The 15244-nt window shown below is 67.5% G+C and carries 16 protein-coding genes; 9 read left to right on the top strand and 7 right to left on the bottom strand.

From position 1 onward, the window contains the following. Positions 1-80 precede the first annotated feature (80 nt). The 4 genes from OV208_RS34710 (at position 81) to OV208_RS34725 (ending at position 4866) form a co-directional block, all read left to right on the top strand. Complete coding sequence (locus tag OV208_RS34710; protein WP_267578221.1) at positions 81-755, top strand: TetR/AcrR family transcriptional regulator; 675 nt, start codon at positions 81-83, stop codon at positions 753-755. 39 nt (positions 756-794) lie between these two features. Then, positions 795-2246 (top strand): aldehyde dehydrogenase family protein, encoded by a 1452-nt coding sequence (locus OV208_RS34715; RefSeq protein WP_267578222.1) that lies wholly within the window; start codon positions 795-797, stop codon positions 2244-2246. 66 nt (positions 2247-2312) lie between these two features. Next, on the top strand, positions 2313-3752 hold the full coding sequence (locus OV208_RS34720; protein WP_267578223.1) for an aldehyde dehydrogenase family protein: 1440 nt from the start codon (positions 2313-2315) through the stop codon (positions 3750-3752). Between the two features lie 46 nt (positions 3753-3798). Then, positions 3799-4866: a DUF2169 family type VI secretion system accessory protein gene (locus tag OV208_RS34725; protein ID WP_267578224.1), complete on the top strand. Its 1068-nt coding sequence runs from the start codon at positions 3799-3801 to the stop codon at positions 4864-4866. Positions 4867-4868: 2 nt separating this feature from the next. On the opposite strand, the gene OV208_RS34730 is transcribed toward OV208_RS34725, so the two are convergent. Then, entirely contained in the window at positions 4869-5660 is a 792-nt protein-coding gene (locus tag OV208_RS34730; RefSeq protein ID WP_267578225.1) for a hypothetical protein, read from the bottom strand. A gap of 30 nt (positions 5661-5690) precedes the next feature. On the opposite strand from OV208_RS34730, the gene OV208_RS34735 reads away from it, so the two are divergent. Further along, positions 5691-6137: a hypothetical protein gene (locus OV208_RS34735; RefSeq protein WP_267578226.1), complete on the top strand. Its 447-nt coding sequence runs from the start codon at positions 5691-5693 to the stop codon at positions 6135-6137. Between the two features lie 12 nt (positions 6138-6149). On the opposite strand, the gene OV208_RS34740 is transcribed toward OV208_RS34735, so the two are convergent. The 3 genes from OV208_RS34740 to OV208_RS34750 are packed head-to-tail and all read right to left on the bottom strand — an operon-like array spanning position 6150 to position 8810. Further along, positions 6150-7241 carry a hypothetical protein gene (locus OV208_RS34740; protein WP_267578227.1) on the bottom strand — a complete coding sequence of 364 codons (1092 nt, stop codon included), beginning with the start codon at positions 7239-7241 and terminating at the stop codon, positions 6150-6152. A gap of 49 nt (positions 7242-7290) precedes the next feature. Beyond that, positions 7291-7893: an imm11 family protein gene (locus tag OV208_RS34745; RefSeq protein WP_267578228.1), complete on the bottom strand. Its 603-nt coding sequence runs from the start codon at positions 7891-7893 to the stop codon at positions 7291-7293. A 17-nt stretch (positions 7894-7910) separates the two neighbouring features. Further along, positions 7911-8810, bottom strand: coding sequence for an AHH domain-containing protein (locus OV208_RS34750; RefSeq protein ID WP_267578229.1), 900 nt, complete (start codon positions 8808-8810; stop codon positions 7911-7913). Positions 8811-8957: 147 nt separating this feature from the next. Between OV208_RS34750 and OV208_RS34755 the strand changes: the two genes are divergently transcribed. Together OV208_RS34755 and OV208_RS34760 are read left to right on the top strand one after the other, a co-directional pair. Further along, a complete protein-coding gene (locus OV208_RS34755) occupies positions 8958-9422 on the top strand; it encodes a DUF4150 domain-containing protein (protein WP_267578230.1) in 465 nt (154 codons plus the stop codon). A gap of 62 nt (positions 9423-9484) precedes the next feature. Next, positions 9485-10768, top strand: a complete 1284-nt coding sequence (locus tag OV208_RS34760) for a TIGR02270 family protein (protein WP_267578525.1) — start codon at positions 9485-9487, stop codon at positions 10766-10768. 130 nt (positions 10769-10898) lie between these two features. Here OV208_RS34760 and OV208_RS34765 read toward each other — a convergent pair whose 3' ends face one another. Further along, the gene (locus OV208_RS34765) at positions 10899-12521 is read right to left on the bottom strand and encodes an ABC-F family ATP-binding cassette domain-containing protein (protein WP_120545679.1); all 1623 of its coding nucleotides are present in this window, start codon (positions 12519-12521) and stop codon (positions 10899-10901) included. 167 nt (positions 12522-12688) lie between these two features. Continuing rightward, positions 12689-13051 carry a cupin domain-containing protein gene (locus tag OV208_RS34770; RefSeq protein WP_120544850.1) on the bottom strand — a complete coding sequence of 121 codons (363 nt, stop codon included), beginning with the start codon at positions 13049-13051 and terminating at the stop codon, positions 12689-12691. Between the two features lie 30 nt (positions 13052-13081). On the opposite strand from OV208_RS34770, the gene OV208_RS34775 reads away from it, so the two are divergent. Further along, positions 13082-13711 (top strand): phenylalanine--tRNA ligase beta subunit-related protein, encoded by a 630-nt coding sequence (locus OV208_RS34775; RefSeq protein ID WP_267578231.1) that lies wholly within the window; start codon positions 13082-13084, stop codon positions 13709-13711. 6 nt (positions 13712-13717) lie between these two features. Here OV208_RS34775 and OV208_RS34780 read toward each other — a convergent pair whose 3' ends face one another. Next, entirely contained in the window at positions 13718-14224 is a 507-nt protein-coding gene (locus OV208_RS34780) for a gluconokinase (RefSeq protein WP_267578232.1), read from the bottom strand. 57 nt (positions 14225-14281) lie between these two features. Here OV208_RS34780 and OV208_RS34785 point away from each other — a divergent pair, with 57 nt between their 5' ends. After that, a complete protein-coding gene (locus tag OV208_RS34785) occupies positions 14282-15244 on the top strand; it encodes a hypothetical protein (RefSeq protein WP_267578233.1) in 963 nt (320 codons plus the stop codon).

Here is a 15244-nt window from a genome sequence, read left to right on the forward strand (position 1 = left end):
TTCGCCCACGAGCGTTGGCCGCTGGATGAATGACCGGCGGTCAGCTTGACGGATGACCGGTGGTCATTTAACTCCGGGTGATGGTGGGCCCATCCGAACCCAGACGCCTCGCTCCTCCGCGCGCCAGGCGGGACGAGGACAAGGAAGCGCGGCGGCGGGAGCTGCTGGACGCGGCGCGGGCGCTGTTCGAGGCCACGTCGTTCGCCGAAGTGAAGATGGCGGACGTGGCGGCGCGGGTGCGCCTGGCCAAGGGGACGGTGTTCCTCTACTTCCCGACGAAGGAGGCGCTGTTCCTGGCGCTCCTGGATGACCTGCTGACGGCGTGGTTCGCGAAGTTGAACGAGCGGCTGGCGCAGGGTGATGGGGCGTGGACGGGGGAAGCGCTGGCGCGCACGGTGGCCGGGTCGCTGGAGGGCGAGGAGACCTTCACGCGGCTGCTCGCGCGGATGCAGACGATGTTGGAGCAGAACGTGACGGTGGAGCAGACGCTGCGGTTCAAGGAGCGCGTGCTCATCTCCATGGGAGAAACGGCGGGGCTCCTCCAGCAGCGCCTGCCCTTCCTCACCGCCGAGGACGCCGGGCAGCTCATCCGCCACGTGCACGCGCTGGTGACGGGCCTGAGGCAGATGGCGGACATCGCCCCGGTAGCGCGCGAGGTGCTGACGCTGCCGCACATGGCCCCCTTGCGCGTGGACTTCACCGCCGAGCTGACGGCGGCCATCACCAACCTTCTTCGCGGGCTCCAGGCCCGCTGACCCACCCGCGGTACATGTCTGTTTGAAACGGAGCCCGTCATGCTGGAAGCCGTCGCGTCCCTCCTTCCCAAGCCCTCGGCGGAGATTGAACGCATCCGCGCGGTGTTCGAGTCACAGCGCGCGAACCGCTGGAACCTGTCTCGCAGCACGCCCGCGGAGCGCATCGCGAAGCTGCGCAAGCTGCGCGAGGCCATCATCCAGCGCCGCACGCAGTTGGCGGAGGCCATCCACCAGGACTTCCGCAAGCCGGCGGTGGAGGTGGAGCTGACGGAGATCCACCCGACGCTGGAGGAGCTGAACCACACGGTGAAGCACCTGAAGGGGTGGATGAAGCCCAAGCGGGTGGCGACGCCGCTGACGCTCAAGGGCGCGTCCAGCCACGTGCGCTACGAGGCCAAGGGCGTGGTGCTCATCCTGTCGCCGTGGAACTACCCGTTCCAGTTGCTGGTGGCGCCGCTCATCGCGGCCATCGCGGCGGGCAACGCGGTGATGTTCAAGCCCAGCGAGAAGACGCCGTACACGTCGCGCTTCCTGGCGCAGCTGGCTCGGGACGTGTTCCCGGAGAACGAGGTGGCGGCGTTCGAGGGCGGCGCGGACGTGGCGGAGGCGCTGCTCCAGCACCCGTTCGACCACTTCTTCTTCACGGGCAACCCGAACATCGGCCGCAAGGTGATGGCGGCGGCGACGAAGCACCTGTCCAGCGTGACGCTGGAGCTGGGCGGCAAGTCGCCGGTCATCATCGATGAATCGGCGAACCTGGCGGCGACGGCGGAGGCGCTTGCGTGGGGCAAGTTCGTCAACGCGGGCCAGACGTGCGTGGCGCCGGACTACATCTACGTGCCGGCGTCGAAGCAGCAGGCGTTCCTGGAGGCGCTCAAGACGGTGCTGACGCGCTTCTACGGGACGACGGAGGCGGAGCGGCAGGCGAGCCCGGACTTCGCGCGGGTGGTGGACCCGGCGGCCTGGAAGCGGCTCAAGGAGGTGTTGGACCGCACGGTCGCCGCGGGGGCGAGGGTGGAGGCGGGCGGCACGGCGGACGGGCCGTCGCGGTACATCTCCCCGACGGTGTTGTCCGGGGTGACGAAGGCGATGCCCATCATGGAGGGGGAGATCTTCGGGCCGGTGTTGCCGGTGCTGACATACGAGCGGCGCGAGGAGATCTACGCCCACATCAACGAAGGCGGGAAGCCTTTGGCGCTGTACGTGTTCGCGCAGGACTCGAAGGTGGTGGAGGAGGTGCTCCAGCACACGACGTCGGGCGGGGTGGTGGTGAACAACGTGCTCATCCACGTGGCGAACCCGAACCTGCCGTTTGGCGGGGTGGGGATGAGCGGGCTGGGGAACTACCATGGGCACTACGGGTTCAAGACCTTCAGCCATGAGCGGGCGGTGATGGTCCAGTGGATGAAGTCGCTGGCGTCGGTGTTCTTCCCGCCGTATCGGGGAAAGCCCCAGGAATGGGCCTCCCGCGCGACCCGGATGCTGGAGTAGGCAATTCGCCGGCGCGCGGGGTGTTCACCCGGCAGGGTGGGCCTGATGAGGGAAAGAGGAGCCGGCATGCGCGTGGTGTCAGTGGAAGAGGCCCTGGTCCCCGGCCACCTGCAGGAGGTGTTCGACCGCCTGCAGGCGCGCCGGTGGGAGTTGGCGAAGACGGGGCCCAAGGAGCGCCTGGCGCGGCTGGAGAAGCTCAAGGCGCTGCTGTTGGAGCGGCGTGAGGAGCTGGCAGACGCGCTGCACGAGGACTTCCAAAAGCCGGCGGCGGAGGTGGAGGCGACGGAGATCCTCCCCGTGCTGCTGGAGCTGGCGCACGTGCAGAAGCACCTGAAGGCGTGGATGAAGCCGCGCAAGGTGGGGGCGCCGCTCTTGCTCGCGGGAACGAAGAGCGAAGTGCACCCGGAGCCCAAGGGCGTGGTGCTGATATTGGCGCCGTGGAACTACCCGTTCCACCTGCTGGTGTCGCCGCTGGTGGCGGCGGTGGCGGCGGGCAATGCCGTCTTGTGCAAGCCGAGTGAGAAGACGCCGGGCACGGCGCGCTTCCTGGCACAGCTGCTGCGGGATGTGTTCCCGGCGGACGAGGTGGCGCTGGTGGAGGGCGGGCCGGAGGTGGGCGAGGCGCTGTTGCGGCTGCCGTTCGACCACTTCTTCTTCACCGGAGGCCCGCGCGTGGGCCGGCGGGTGATGGAGGCGGCGGCGCGGCACCTGGCGGGGGTGACGCTGGAGCTGGGTGGGAAGTCGCCGGTCATCGTGGATGCGTCAGCGGACGTGGACACGGCGGCGGAGCGGATTGTGTGGGGCAAGTTCCTCAACGCGGGGCAGACGTGCATCGCGCCGGACCACGTCTGGGTGCACGCGTCGAAGGAGGAGGCGCTGCTCGCGGGGCTGAAGGCCGCGCTGGAGCGCTTCTACGGGAAGACGGAGGAGGCACGGCGGGCGACGCCGGACTTCTGCCGGATGGTGGATGACGGGGCGTTTCAGCGGGTGCGCGGGCTGTTGGACCGAACAGTGGCGGGGGGCGCGCGGGTGGTGGCGGGGGGCGGCGTGCACGCGGAGACGCGCTACATCGCGCCCACGGTGCTGGCGGATGTGTCGCCGGAGGCGCCGGTGATGGAGGAGGAGATTTTCGGGCCGCTGTTGCCGGTGCTGCGCTTCGAGTCCCTGGACGAGGTGGTGACGCAGGTGCGCGCGGGAGGAAAGCCGCTGGCGATGTATGTGTTCAGCCAGGACGAGGCGACCGTGGAGCGTCTGTTGAAGGAGACGAGCGCGGGCGGCATGGTGGTGAACAACGTGGTGTTGCACAACGTGAACCCGCACCTGCCCTTCGGCGGCATCGGGCAGAGCGGCGTGGGCGCGTACCATGGGGAGACGGGCTTCAAGGCGTTCAGCCACGAGCGCGCGGTGGTGCGCCAGGGACGCACGGCGTTCACCAACCTCTTCTTCCCACCCTACCGGGGCAAGGCGCAGCGACTGGCGCGGCTCGCGAGCAAGCTGTTCGAGTAGGGAGTTCCTGAAAGCAGCGCGCAAGCGATCGCGGTAGAACAGGGGGATGGGGCATCCCGTCATCCAGAACCGCACGCCCTTTGTCTTCGAGCCACTCTTCCTTGCGGACGAGGAGACGCGTCCCCTGCTCGTGCCGGTGGTGAAAGCCACCTTCCTGTTGGGTGCCAGCGGCGCACTGAAGCTGGCACCCCAGCAAACGCCGCTGTGCCCCCAGGGAGAGCGTTGGGAGGAAACAGACACTTCGAGCTACCGCTACGAGCCCGAGGGCGCCTTCTTCAAGACCGCCACGGACGTTGCGCTGGTGGGCCACGCTCACGCGCCCAGGCCAGGGACGCGCGAACTGGAGGTCTCTCTTCAGGTGGGGGCGCTGCGCAAGGATGTGAAGGTGGTGGGGGAGCGGTCGTGGTTCAAGAACCTGGGCTCGGTGGAGATGACCCGTCCCCTCCCCTTCGAACGCATTCCCTTGCGCTACGAACGGGCATTTGGAGGCTGGGACCGGTCCCGCCCGGAGCAGCCCCAGTTCGAACCACGCAATCCCGTGGGCCTCGGGTTCCGGATTCCCGGCCGTCCCTTCGAGGAAGGGGAGCGCCTGCCCAATCTGGAAGACCCGGCCGAGCCGCTTCGGGGGTGGGGACACCGCCCTCCACCCGCGGGGTTCGGCTTCATCGGAGCGGAGTGGCAACCACGGGCCGCGTTCGCCGGCACGTATGACGCGGCCTGGACACGGGACCGCAAGCCCAGGCTGCCTCGTGACTTCGACCGGCGCTTCCTCAACGCCGCCTCCCCCGGACTGATTGCCAATGGCTACCTGCGGGGAAACGAGCCCGTGCGCGTCATCAACGCCACGCCTCAAGGGGTCATGTCGTTTCAACTGCCTGGGCTGGAACCACCCCGAGTCTTCGTCCAGAGACGAGGCGGGTTGGAGGACATGGAGCTTGAAACACGGTTGGACACGCTCATCATCGACACGGATGCGATGAAGCTGACGCTGCTCTGGCGCGGCCTGCTCGCACTGCGGCGCGAACCCTTGGAGTTGCGTCACCTCCGGCTCGAATGCGAAGGGTCACGGCGCTGGGGCTTCGTTCCACCGGAGGACGACGAGGACGGGGAATAGCACTACCCCAGTGCAGTGCCGGGGATGACCCAGTCATTCAGATAGAGCACGGTCATCGGCAGGCGGGCCAGCGGCGGGCAGAATTGGAAGTCGGTGTCCTCCGGAGCGATGCCAGCGCGCTCGGACAGGCGAAGCAGGGCCAGCCCCTCCAGCCACAGGAAGCGGTGGGGCGCGAACCCGGTCACCGCCGTGTCGAATGCGCGGGCACGCTTCTCCGCGAACGACTGGTACTCCAGGCGCGCAGCCTCGAAGTTCCGGGCGAAGCGCGAAGCATCCCGTGCCAGCAGCGCCCGCGCGATACCGCAAAGAGGCGCGTACTCCTCCGTCCCGACCGCCTCCAGCCGGTCCAGCAATGGCTCCAGCATCCCGGTAACGGGCGGCGCCTGTCGCGCGAACGCCTGGAGGATGCAGGCCCAGAGGTACTCATCCTCGTAGTCATCCTGCTGGTGTGGCGTGGCCGCGGTGACGGCGAGCGCATCCGCGAGCTGGAAATGGCCCGCGGCGAGCGCGGCCAGCAGTGGAGCCGTCCTCCTCACCGAGGGTGGAACGAGTTCACGTGAGCGCAGCAGGAGGATGAGCCGGCGCCAGTTCTCCGCCATCCGGCAGAGATTGAGGAAGAACCCCTGCGCATTGCCATCCACCAACAACGTGGCCGTGGCGATGAGGTGAAGGCTCAGGACGATGGACTCCCCTTCCATGAGCAACGTGCTCCGGTCGGCTGAAGGCTGGAAGGCCTCGAGGCTTTCTCCCAGCGCGGAGGCGGCATCGGTGCGCAGTGACATGAGCTTGGGCATGGGGTCCTGGAGTCAGGGTAGATTGCCCTCATGTTCGAGGCCAACTGCTTGCAGGAATCTCCGGGTCACATCGTCGCTCGTGTTCTGGCTGAACGTAAGCCCTGCCTGGTTTCCGCCCGCTCGGGGGAACGTGGCGTGCTCATCCCCCATGAAGAACGCTACCTGCCCGTGTTGAATTCGCACCCTCGGGTCATCGACGCGTGGGTGAAGGACCTCAAGCGGCCCGGCACCGATATGGCGATGTACTGCCTGCAACTGGCCCTCACCGAGGAGCAGGACGCCTTCCGTTACCTGGACGAACGCGAGCGCCCCATCCTGGCCATGGTCGGGGTCAATCGCTTCCGGCGCTGGGAGAAGCGACAAGCGGCTCCAGCGAAGAAGGCCGTCGCGAAGAAGGCACCGGGCAAGAAGGCCGCCGCGAAGAAAGCGCCAGCGAAGAAGGCCGCGAACGCCCGACGCGTGACCTCCCGGTCGTGAGTGCGGACCGGGCTACTCCGTGGCGAGGTGGATGACCGCCCGCTCACCTGGGTCCGAAGATGAAAGGACGAGGATGCTGGGTGAGGGCGAATAGCCCCGCTGCAGCGCCCTGAGCGCGGTAGCGATCCCCAACCCACCGGAAGCCACTCCGGTATGGCCAAAGCTCATCGCCGGCATCCAGGCGGGGCACTCCGCGAAGCGCGGGTCGCCCTCCGCCAGGAGGTACCGCAGCATCCCCCACTCGTGGGCACGTGAATGCTGCCCGTCATGATCTGACACCAGCACGGGAGGAGACGCCTCCGGCGCGAAGCGTCCCAGTGCCGTGCGCACACACGATGCCAGCGCCCTGCCGTCCGAAGGGTCCGCCCCCTCTTCCACGAACGACGTGACATCGCGCTCCTGAACCACCGCGCGGACGAAGACCGGGCGTTCGGCTCCCACCGATACGTCGTGAAGGACGGGCTCCAGAAAGAGCGCCGCTCCCGCTTCTCCTGGCGTCAGGCCGGTGGGGTTGTCCGAACTCTTGAGCCGCTCCTGGGCCTGGAGCAGTTCCAGGGTGGCGGGCCCACAAAGACTGTCCACGGAGCAGACGAGCGCGGAACGGACACGCCGTCCGCGCAGGTGCTCGTCCGCGGTGGCAAGCGCCTGTGCAAAGCCCGCATGACCTCCCAGAAAAATACTCACGGGTCCGTCCCACCCACGCAGCCCCACGGCGTCGAACGCCGGCGAAAGGATCCGCTCCGCCAGCAGGGCAACCCGCTCGGAAGGAGTGTCTGGATCCTCGTGCGAGGCATCCTTCCCCGTCGTGAAGCCCCGCGCCTCGGGGTCCGGCAGGGCCACGTAAAGCCCCGTGTCCGGACCGAGCGTGGACAGGTCCTGCCGCGAGGCGAGGTCCACCAGCGCCTCGGCCAGGATGGCGATGAGTCGTCCCACCCCGGAAAAGCCATACGTGGCGGCACCCAGCGCATGGATGGACTGCGTGCCGGGCTCTTCATCACCAGGGAAGAATGTATCGAAGTCGGGAGCCGGAGAGGGCCTGCCCAACCCCGCGCGGAACGCCGCGCACGCAGGGACCAATGGCCCCAGGGACGTCGCCAGCCCCATCGCTTTCAAACGGACCCGCATGCACGTGAGCGACAGCGTCCTGGGACGCTCACCCCTCCTCGTTGCCAATGGGGAGACCGTTCCAACCTTCGGCTTTGTAGTAGCGACAGCCGGTGATGCCCTCTTTTTGAAAAGTCTTGCGCACCGAATCATCCACCAGGATGACATCTCTCGCGCGACTCAACCGGAAGAGCTTCGCCTCCTTCTCGATGCCCTTGGGATTCAGGACCAGTGTGTTGAAGTGCCGAATCCGATCCTTGAATAGCTTGTCCATGACGACGTCGGATGCCTTCACGTCGACCGCGTCCTGACCGCCCAGGGGGTTCAAGAAGAAATAGGACTGGGGAACGGGCTTGCCCTTGTGGTCTTTGACGAGGAGGGGAAGGAACTCCAGGTCCTTCGCCTTGAGCTTCTCAAGAATGGCTCGGACGCGGCTGGAGACGATGAGGATGCTGACCGAGTTGTCGAGGAAGTCCCTCAGTTCCCGCCGGGCCGGCCACTTCTTCGAGAAGCCGACCGCAGCGTCCTCAGGGTACTCCTTCGCCAGTGGCTCGCCTGCATGGTACCGCCAGTTCTTGATCTTGCTCTTGGGGTAGCCGCCGTCCACAAGCGCCCCATCGTTCGACCCACCATCCAGGATCCAGTATTTCATAGGCCTCATTGAACGATTCAGTACAACGCGCCCCACTCATACTTCGTGGGGTTTTTCTTCGTTCCGTAGGTGACCCACGCACGCTCTAGCTTCCGTCCCTTCACGTGGTGTTGGGCCAACTGCCTCCCAAGCGAGGTGAGGACCTTCCAGAACTTGTCCTCAAGCTCCTGAAGTTCCTCGAAGACGAGCGCCTTGAGGTCCGGATGCGGCGCGCCCTTGTCACGTGCTTCTTCGAGGTTCCGGGCGATCTTCCTCAAGTCCGTCATGACCCCTTGGGTGTAGACAGGGTGGTCGCTCGGATGCTGGGGCGTCTGGTGAATGGGAACGGCCCAGCTCTCATCTGGCAGGGGGATGATGTTGTGACCGTGGTTGAGATTGTACTCACCCTGCAAGATGAGCCTGAGCTGCCACAACTCGAAGCACGGGCCCACCTCGTCCTCATAGTAGAAGGAGCTTCCGGGCAGGATGTGGTGCGCCTCCCAGAGGTACGGATAGCGTTGTCCTGCCTTCTTCCTGGGATTCGTGACGTCCCGCGCCCCCTTGTTGAAGTTCTGCACCAGGTCGAGGGAAGGGAACCTGTAGTCCTCCAGGTGCTTCTTCGGCACCCCCGTATGCTTGTGGGCGAAGTCCAGGTCGAAGTTCTTGAAGACCTTGTTCCGGCCTCCATCGGTCAGCAGGTAGTCATGACCGTTCTGGGCGTAGTGAGCGTCCTTGGCGAGGACCCCGCGCAGCTCCCGGACGCTGTTGGCATGGGGCTGCTTCTTCGCGGCCCCGGACTTCTTCTTCTTGGCCTTGGACTTCTTCGCCGTCGCCGTGAACTTCTTCTTCTTGAAGGAGTCTTCGATGAGCTTCTGTCGAAGGGTCGCGGCCTTCGTCTGGAGTTTTTTCGCCGACAGGTATTCGACACCGGCTGTCATGGGGACTCCTTGGCCCGCGAAGGGCGCTCGGTGTCGCACTATAGGGACGAAGCCCTTTTGAAAGGAATTCCCTTCCGGGCGCTTGAGGCTGCTCCAGCGCGGCGCTAGCGTTCCTGTGTCCGTGGACTGCACGCCTTTGGGGGAGTGATGAGCACGAGCGTTGGCGTGAACAAGCTGTCGGTGGTGCATCAGGAGACGAACGGCGTCACCATCGCCTTCCCGGATGTATGCAAGACACCGAGCCCCGGTGGCCCCATCCCCATCCCCTATCCAAACATCGCCCGCTCGGCGGACACGGCCAAGGGGACCCAGAAGGTTTCCGTGGAGGGAAAGCCTGTCTGTGTGGCCGACTCCAACTTCAGCACCAGCACCGGTGATGAAGCGGGCACCGCGGGAGGTGGGGTCGCGTCCGGAAAGACCAAGGGCAAGGCGGAATTCGTCAACTACTCCTTCGACGTGAAGTTCGAAGGCAAAGGCGTGGCGCGCAGCTTCGACCCCATGCTTCACAACGACAAGAACACCCCGCCCGCCCCCCTCTTGCAGGGTCCGGTCATCGCCCCAGAAAAGTCGCCGGAGAAGGCGGTCTGCCTTTGCTGCCAGGAGCCGCTATGACAGCAGGATGGGAGGAGAGCCCACCTCCCATCCGAAGGCGCCCGGCCATTCCCTGGGCGTTGATGGAGCAGCACCTGGAGGAGGCTGCCTTTCTCTGGACGCAGTGGGAGCACGACCTGGGTGCTCCCGCCCTGCCATGGGCTGACGTGGAACAAGGGAACGAGCGTCGCCTCGTGGCGAACCTGGACGCGCTCGAGCTGGGAGGGCTTCCGGTGGCGCGGCGCATCCTCCTTCCCGCGCTCGACGGCGACGACGTGGAGTGGATCCGCGTGGCGACCTACGTGCTGTCAGGACTCGAAGGATCCGAGGGACGGGAGGCCATTGTCGACCGGTTGCTCCGGGCCAACGAAGACGAGTCCTCCGCCCTCCTCCGGGCCGTGGAGCTGCGCGGAGGCAGTCACCTGGCGCCCACCCTGCTCCTGCTCCTGCCTCGGCTTGCGTCGCCACAGCAGGCCCGCCTCCTGTCCGCCCTCCGGTTCCTCGGGGTGGATCCTGGTACCGCGCTGAACGCCATCCCCTTGGAGGAGCACGACAGCGTGCGCGCGGAGAAGGTCCGGCTCGTGGGCCTGCTCCCCCGGTCCGAAGCCGCGCCGCTTCTGCTGCGGGGTCTCTCGGATGGCTCCGCGCTCGTGAGAGAAGCCGCATTGGAGGAGGCCCTCGTCCTCGGCCTTCCGGAAGCGTGGGACCGGTGCAACCGCTGGGTGTCGGCGCGTGAAGGCGGACGCGTGGCACGGCTTGGGGCCGCGATTTCCGGTGGTCCCCGTGAGCTGGAGAGCCTCGTGTCGCTTCTGGAGGAGCCCGCTCAGCGTGACGAGGGGCTCTGGGCGCTCGGCTTCAGCGGACGGCTCCAGGCGGCGGAGGCGATATTCCAGGAGTTGATGCGGAACGGAACGCCGCTCGCCGCGGAGTGCTTCGCCGCCATCACCGGACTGCTTCCAGGCGAACCCTTCTGGGAAGAAGCAGAGCCCGACGACGAGGAGGCGGATGAAGACGCGCCACCTGTGGCCCTCGCGCTCGCCCCTTCCGCGCTACCGGGCCCGGTGACGGACAGGAAGAAGGTGCCCCGCATCGACGAGGTGGCACGGTGGTGGACCGAAGCTCGCGGGCGCTTCGACCCGGCGGGGCGCTATCTGCGAGGCCAGCCCTTCACAGGGGCGGCCCTCGCTACCGAGCTTGAGACAGGTCCCATGCGTCGCAGGCCCGCCTTGCTTCTGGAGGTGGCCTTCAGGACCGGCGGCGCACCGCGCGTGGAGCCCCGGGCCTGGACCTCGCACCAGCGCCAGCAGGCACGAGGTATTGCTTCGCTACGACCCGATATCTTCGTCCGCAAACCCAGCGCCCGGTGAGGTGAGCCACAGCCTCGATGCTCAGGAAATACCGTTTGCGGCGAGTGGATGGAGAAGAGCTGGGCCTGCAACCGAGCCGCCTTCTCCCCACAGGGCCCCGTGTCCAACACGGGGCCCTCGGGCCTTCAAATCAGCTGCGCAGACCGGGGGCTTCCTGGCCCGTGCGCGCGACGTACTCCGTGTAGCCACCGCCGTACTTGTGGATGCCGTCTGGCGTCAGCTCCAGGATGCGGTTCGACAGCGCTCCCAGGAAGTGCCGGTCGTGGGACACGAACAACATCGTGCCCTCGTAGCGCGACAGCGCCGTGATCAGCATCTCCTTGGTGCCCATGTCCAAATGGTTCGTGGGCTCGTCCAGCACCAGGAAGTTCGGCGGGTCGTAGAGCATCTGTGCCATCACCAGACGCGCCTTCTCACCGCCTGACAGCACCCGGCACTTCTTCTCCACCTCGTCGCCGCTGAAGCCGAAGCAGCCCGCCAGCGCCCGCAGCGAACCCTGGCCCGCGCGCGGGAACGAATCCGACAGCGACTCGAACACCGTCTTCTCGCCGTCCAGCAGGTCCATCGCGTGCTGCGCGAAGTAGCCCATCTTCACGCTGCCGCCCAACGCCACCGAACCGTCGTCCGGCTGCGTGGTGCCCGTCACCAGCTTGAGCAGCGTGGACTTGCCCGCGCCGTTCACGCCCATCACCGCCCAGCGCTCCGCGCGCCGCACGAGGAAGTCCAACCCTTCGTAGATGGTCCGCTTGCCGTAGCCCTTGTAGACGTTCTTCAGGTTCACCACGTCGTCACCTGAACGCGGCGGCGGCTGGAACTCGAAGAGCACCGTGGAGCGGCGCTTCGGCGGCTCCACCTTCTCAATCTTCTCCAGCTTCTTCACCCGGCTCTGCACCTGCGCCGCATGCGACGCGCGGGCCTTGAACCGTTCGATGAACTTGATCTCCTTCGCGAGCATCGCCTGCTGACGCTCGTACTGCGCCTGCTGCTGCGCTTCGTTCTGCGCGCGCTGGCCTTCGTAGAAATCGTAGTTGCCCGAGTACGTCGTCAGCGAGCCACCGTCGATCTCCACCACCTTCGTCACGATGCGGTTCATGAACTCGCGATCGTGCGACGTCATCAGCAGGCCGCCCTCGTACCCCTTGAGGAAACCCTCCAGCCAGATGAGCGACTCCAGGTCCAGGTGGTTGGAAGGCTCGTCCAGGAACATCGCGTCCGGCCGCATCAGCAGGATGCGCGACAGCGCCACGCGCATCTTCCAACCGCCGGACAGCGCCCCGACGTCGCCGTCCATCATCTCCTCGGTGAACCCGAGGCCCGCCAGAATCTCCCGCGCCCGTCCCTCCAGCGCGTACCCGCCCAGCTCCTCGAACCGGCCCTGCACGATGCCGTAGCGCTCGACGAGCTTCTCCATGTTGTCCGCCTGGTCGGGGTCCCCCATGGCGGCTTCCAACTGCTTCATCTCCGCCGCGACGGTGCTGACCGGGCCCGCGCCGTCCATCACCTCGGACACCGCGCTGCGGCCGGCCATCTCACCGACGTCCTGGCTGAAGTAGCCAATGGTGACGCCCCGGTCGATGGAGACCTGTCCTTCGTCCGGGTACTCCTGGCCGGTCATCATCCGGAACAGCGTCGTCTTGCCCGCGCCGTTCGGGCCAACGAGGCCCACCTTCTCACCCTTGTGGAGCGCAGCCGACGCCTCCACGAAGAGGAGCTGCTGCCCGTGCTGCTTACCGATGTTGTCGAGACGGATCATGTGCGTACCGAAAGGGCCCGGGAATCAGGCGGCGCGCCCTTATGCCACGGCCCGCCCCCCAGGGGGATGCTTCCGAACCCCCCACGCCCCCGACTCCTTGCACCCATCCAGGCAGGCAGGCCCCCGTCCGGGATTCCGCCCTCCTTGGAACGCCAGCGCCTGCGCCCTCAGGAGTCCCGGTGCACGGTGCCCGGGGAGAACGCCGGGGTGCAGATGGCCACGTACTCCGCGCCCTCCTCTTCGGGGGTGCTGTAGCGGACCCACTCGCCCGGCTCGCACACCACCGTCTGGCCGGCGTGCACGTCCATCACCCCTCCCTTGTGCTCCACCCGCAGCGTGCCCGCGAGCACCAGGGTGATTTCTCGGAACTCGGGGGTCTGCCCCGGCTCCTCCCACCCACCCGGGCTGCGCATGTGCGCGACGCTGATGTTCTGCGTCTTGGAGTTCATCCGACCCACATATTCGTCGATGAGCTTCGGCTTGTTGCCCACCGCCGTCACGCGGATGGGCTTGGGGATGAGCGTAGGCATAGGGGTTGCCCCAAAGCATAGAGTGGCGCCGTGCTGACCGTCGACACCCATCCCCTCCTCGACCTCGTCGCCTTCACGTCCACCTTTCCCGCCCCCCTGGGAGACCTGCCCGCGCCCGAGTGGCTCCAGGCCCTCCTCAAGCCCGGCGCCACCGCTCCCTTCCAGAGCGACGACGCCGTGCGCGGCGCCGTGCGGGACCTGCTCCGCCACGGCGGCTACAAGCCCACCGGCCGGGGCAAGCCCGCCTCCGAATACCTGGTGCGCGCGTCCGGGGACGGCTCGCTCTCCACCATCAACGCCGCGGTGGACGCGTGCAACGCCGTGTCGCTGCACAGCGGACTGCCCATCAGCGTGGTGGACCTGGACCGAGCGCAGGCGCCCTTCCGCGTGGCCACCGCCATCCAGGGCGACCGCTACGTCTTCAACGCCTCCGGTCAGGAGATCGACCTGGAAGGCCTGCTGTGTCTCTTCGACGCGGCCGGGCCTTGTGCCAACGCGGTGAAGGACGCCCAGCGCACCAAGACGGATGGCTCCACGCGCCGCACCCTCACGCTGCTGTGGGGCACGAAGGAGTTGGCGGGCCGGAGCACCAGCGCCTTCGCGTGGTACCGCGAGCTGCTGGAGCGCCTGGGCGCCACCGTCGAACACCCGGTGCCCTGAAGCGGGCTACTCGCGCTTCGCGCCAGGCTCCAGGCCCAGCCCGTCAACGATGCGCGCCACCACCACGTCCGGAGGGGGCGTCACGTCCACGGAGAGCGCGTCCTCGGGCGGCTCCATCGCGGCCAGTTGGCTGACCAGCAGCGCGGCCGGCATGAAGTGGCCCACGCGGCGCTGGAGCCGGGCCTGGATGACCTCCGCGGGAGCGTGCAGGTACACCCAGCGCTCGCGCGCCGCGTCCACCGTGAGCTGCTCGCGGTAGGTGCGCTTGAGCGCGGAGAACGCCAGCACCAGGGGCTCCTCGTGCGCGTGCGCCTTCTCCATCCGCGCGCGCAGGAGCACCAGCCAGGGCTGCCGGTCCGCGTCCGTCAGCGGGGTGCCCGCGGCCATCTTCCGACGGTTCTCCGCCGAATGCAGGTCGTCCGCGTCCTCGAAGGTCCACCCCAACTGGTCCGCGAGCGCCCTGCCCACCGTGGACTTCCCGGTGCCCGAAACGCCCATGACGATGACCACCATGCCGTTGCCGCCTCCTCGCGCGCGTTCCCATGCTGCGGCCTTCCCGCGTCCGACGCCATGCGAGAAGCACCGGCGAAGGGCGCACCGGACACCGCGTATGAGCGTCCGCTGCTCAACGCCCGGCCTCCCGTCCCCGATGCGCGTTTCACGTCGTGGCGGGAAGCCGCTACCCTGCGCGCCATCATGATCATCGTAGGAGCAACACCCGGCCGGGCCTTCGTCCGCCTCCTCCTGGCCAGTGGCCTGCTGTCGCTGGTGGCGCTCGCCGCCTGCCGCGACCCGGCCGCCGCCGCGGGCACCGCGCTCTTCGTCACCACCGAGTTCGAGCCCTCGCTGAACCTCACCCAACTGCGCGTCTCCGGCACCGTGGCGGGCGGCATGGACGTGCCCGCCTCGATGCTCCCCGAGGCCGCGGACCGCACCCTCCAGAGCGGCGAGACCTTCCGCGTCCTGCTGACCGACGCCGCCAACGGCGCCCAGGCCACCGTGCGCGTGGAGGGTCTGCGCAATGGCACCGTGCTCGCCACCGGCGAGGCCAGCGCCACCGTGCGCGACGGCTACGAGGTGGAGGTCACCGTGCACCTTGCCTCCGGGACGAATCCGGACGGCGGCACGGGCACCTTCTGCGTGGACTGCAAGGACGGCTGCTGCCGCGCCGGCGTATGCACCAGCGCTACCTTCCGCACCTGCGGCAAGGGAGGCGTGGCGTGCTCGGATTGCTCCGACCTCAAGGCCGACTCCTGCACCGCCCAGGGCACCTGCGGTTGCGGCAACGGTCCGGCGTGCGGCGCCAACGCGGGGGCGTGCATCGCGGGCCGGTGCATCTGCGGCTTCGGCGGCGCGTGCGGCCCGGGACTCGCGTGCATGGACGGCGTGTGTCGCTGCGACCCGTCCACCTGCGCGGGCTGCTGCGATGGCAACAGTTGCCTTGACGGCAGGGACAGGAACCAGTGCGGCAAGGGCGGACTGTCGTGCCAGAAGTGCGACAAGAAGTGCAACGCCGACGGCTCCTGCGACTGA

The organism is Corallococcus sp. bb12-1, from assembly GCF_026626765.1.
Lineage (GTDB): Bacteria > Myxococcota > Myxococcia > Myxococcales > Myxococcaceae > Corallococcus > Corallococcus terminator.

Coding starts and splice junctions, on each gene's coding strand:
- OV208_RS34760 (WP_267578525.1), top strand. CDS start 9,485: ATGGAGCAGCACCTGGAGGAGGCTGCCTTTCTCTGGACGCAGTGGGAG.
- OV208_RS34755 (WP_267578230.1), top strand. CDS start 8,958: ATGAGCACGAGCGTTGGCGTGAACAAGCTGTCGGTGGTGCATCAGGAG.
- OV208_RS34745 (WP_267578228.1), bottom strand. CDS start 7,893: ATGAAATACTGGATCCTGGATGGTGGGTCGAACGATGGGGCGCTTGTG.
- OV208_RS34770 (WP_120544850.1), bottom strand. CDS start 13,051: ATGCCTACGCTCATCCCCAAGCCCATCCGCGTGACGGCGGTGGGCAAC.
- OV208_RS34735 (WP_267578226.1), top strand. CDS start 5,691: ATGTTCGAGGCCAACTGCTTGCAGGAATCTCCGGGTCACATCGTCGCT.
- OV208_RS34785 (WP_267578233.1), top strand. CDS start 14,282: ATGCGAGAAGCACCGGCGAAGGGCGCACCGGACACCGCGTATGAGCGT.
- OV208_RS34780 (WP_267578232.1), bottom strand. CDS start 14,224: ATGGTGGTCATCGTCATGGGCGTTTCGGGCACCGGGAAGTCCACGGTG.
- OV208_RS34710 (WP_267578221.1), top strand. CDS start 81: ATGGTGGGCCCATCCGAACCCAGACGCCTCGCTCCTCCGCGCGCCAGG.
- OV208_RS34765 (WP_120545679.1), bottom strand. CDS start 12,521: ATGATCCGTCTCGACAACATCGGTAAGCAGCACGGGCAGCAGCTCCTC.
- OV208_RS34740 (WP_267578227.1), bottom strand. CDS start 7,241: ATGGGGCTGGCGACGTCCCTGGGGCCATTGGTCCCTGCGTGCGCGGCG.
- OV208_RS34730 (WP_267578225.1), bottom strand. CDS start 5,660: ATGCCCAAGCTCATGTCACTGCGCACCGATGCCGCCTCCGCGCTGGGA.
- OV208_RS34750 (WP_267578229.1), bottom strand. CDS start 8,810: ATGACAGCCGGTGTCGAATACCTGTCGGCGAAAAAACTCCAGACGAAG.
- OV208_RS34720 (WP_267578223.1), top strand. CDS start 2,313: ATGCGCGTGGTGTCAGTGGAAGAGGCCCTGGTCCCCGGCCACCTGCAG.
- OV208_RS34725 (WP_267578224.1), top strand. CDS start 3,799: ATGGGGCATCCCGTCATCCAGAACCGCACGCCCTTTGTCTTCGAGCCA.
- OV208_RS34715 (WP_267578222.1), top strand. CDS start 795: ATGCTGGAAGCCGTCGCGTCCCTCCTTCCCAAGCCCTCGGCGGAGATT.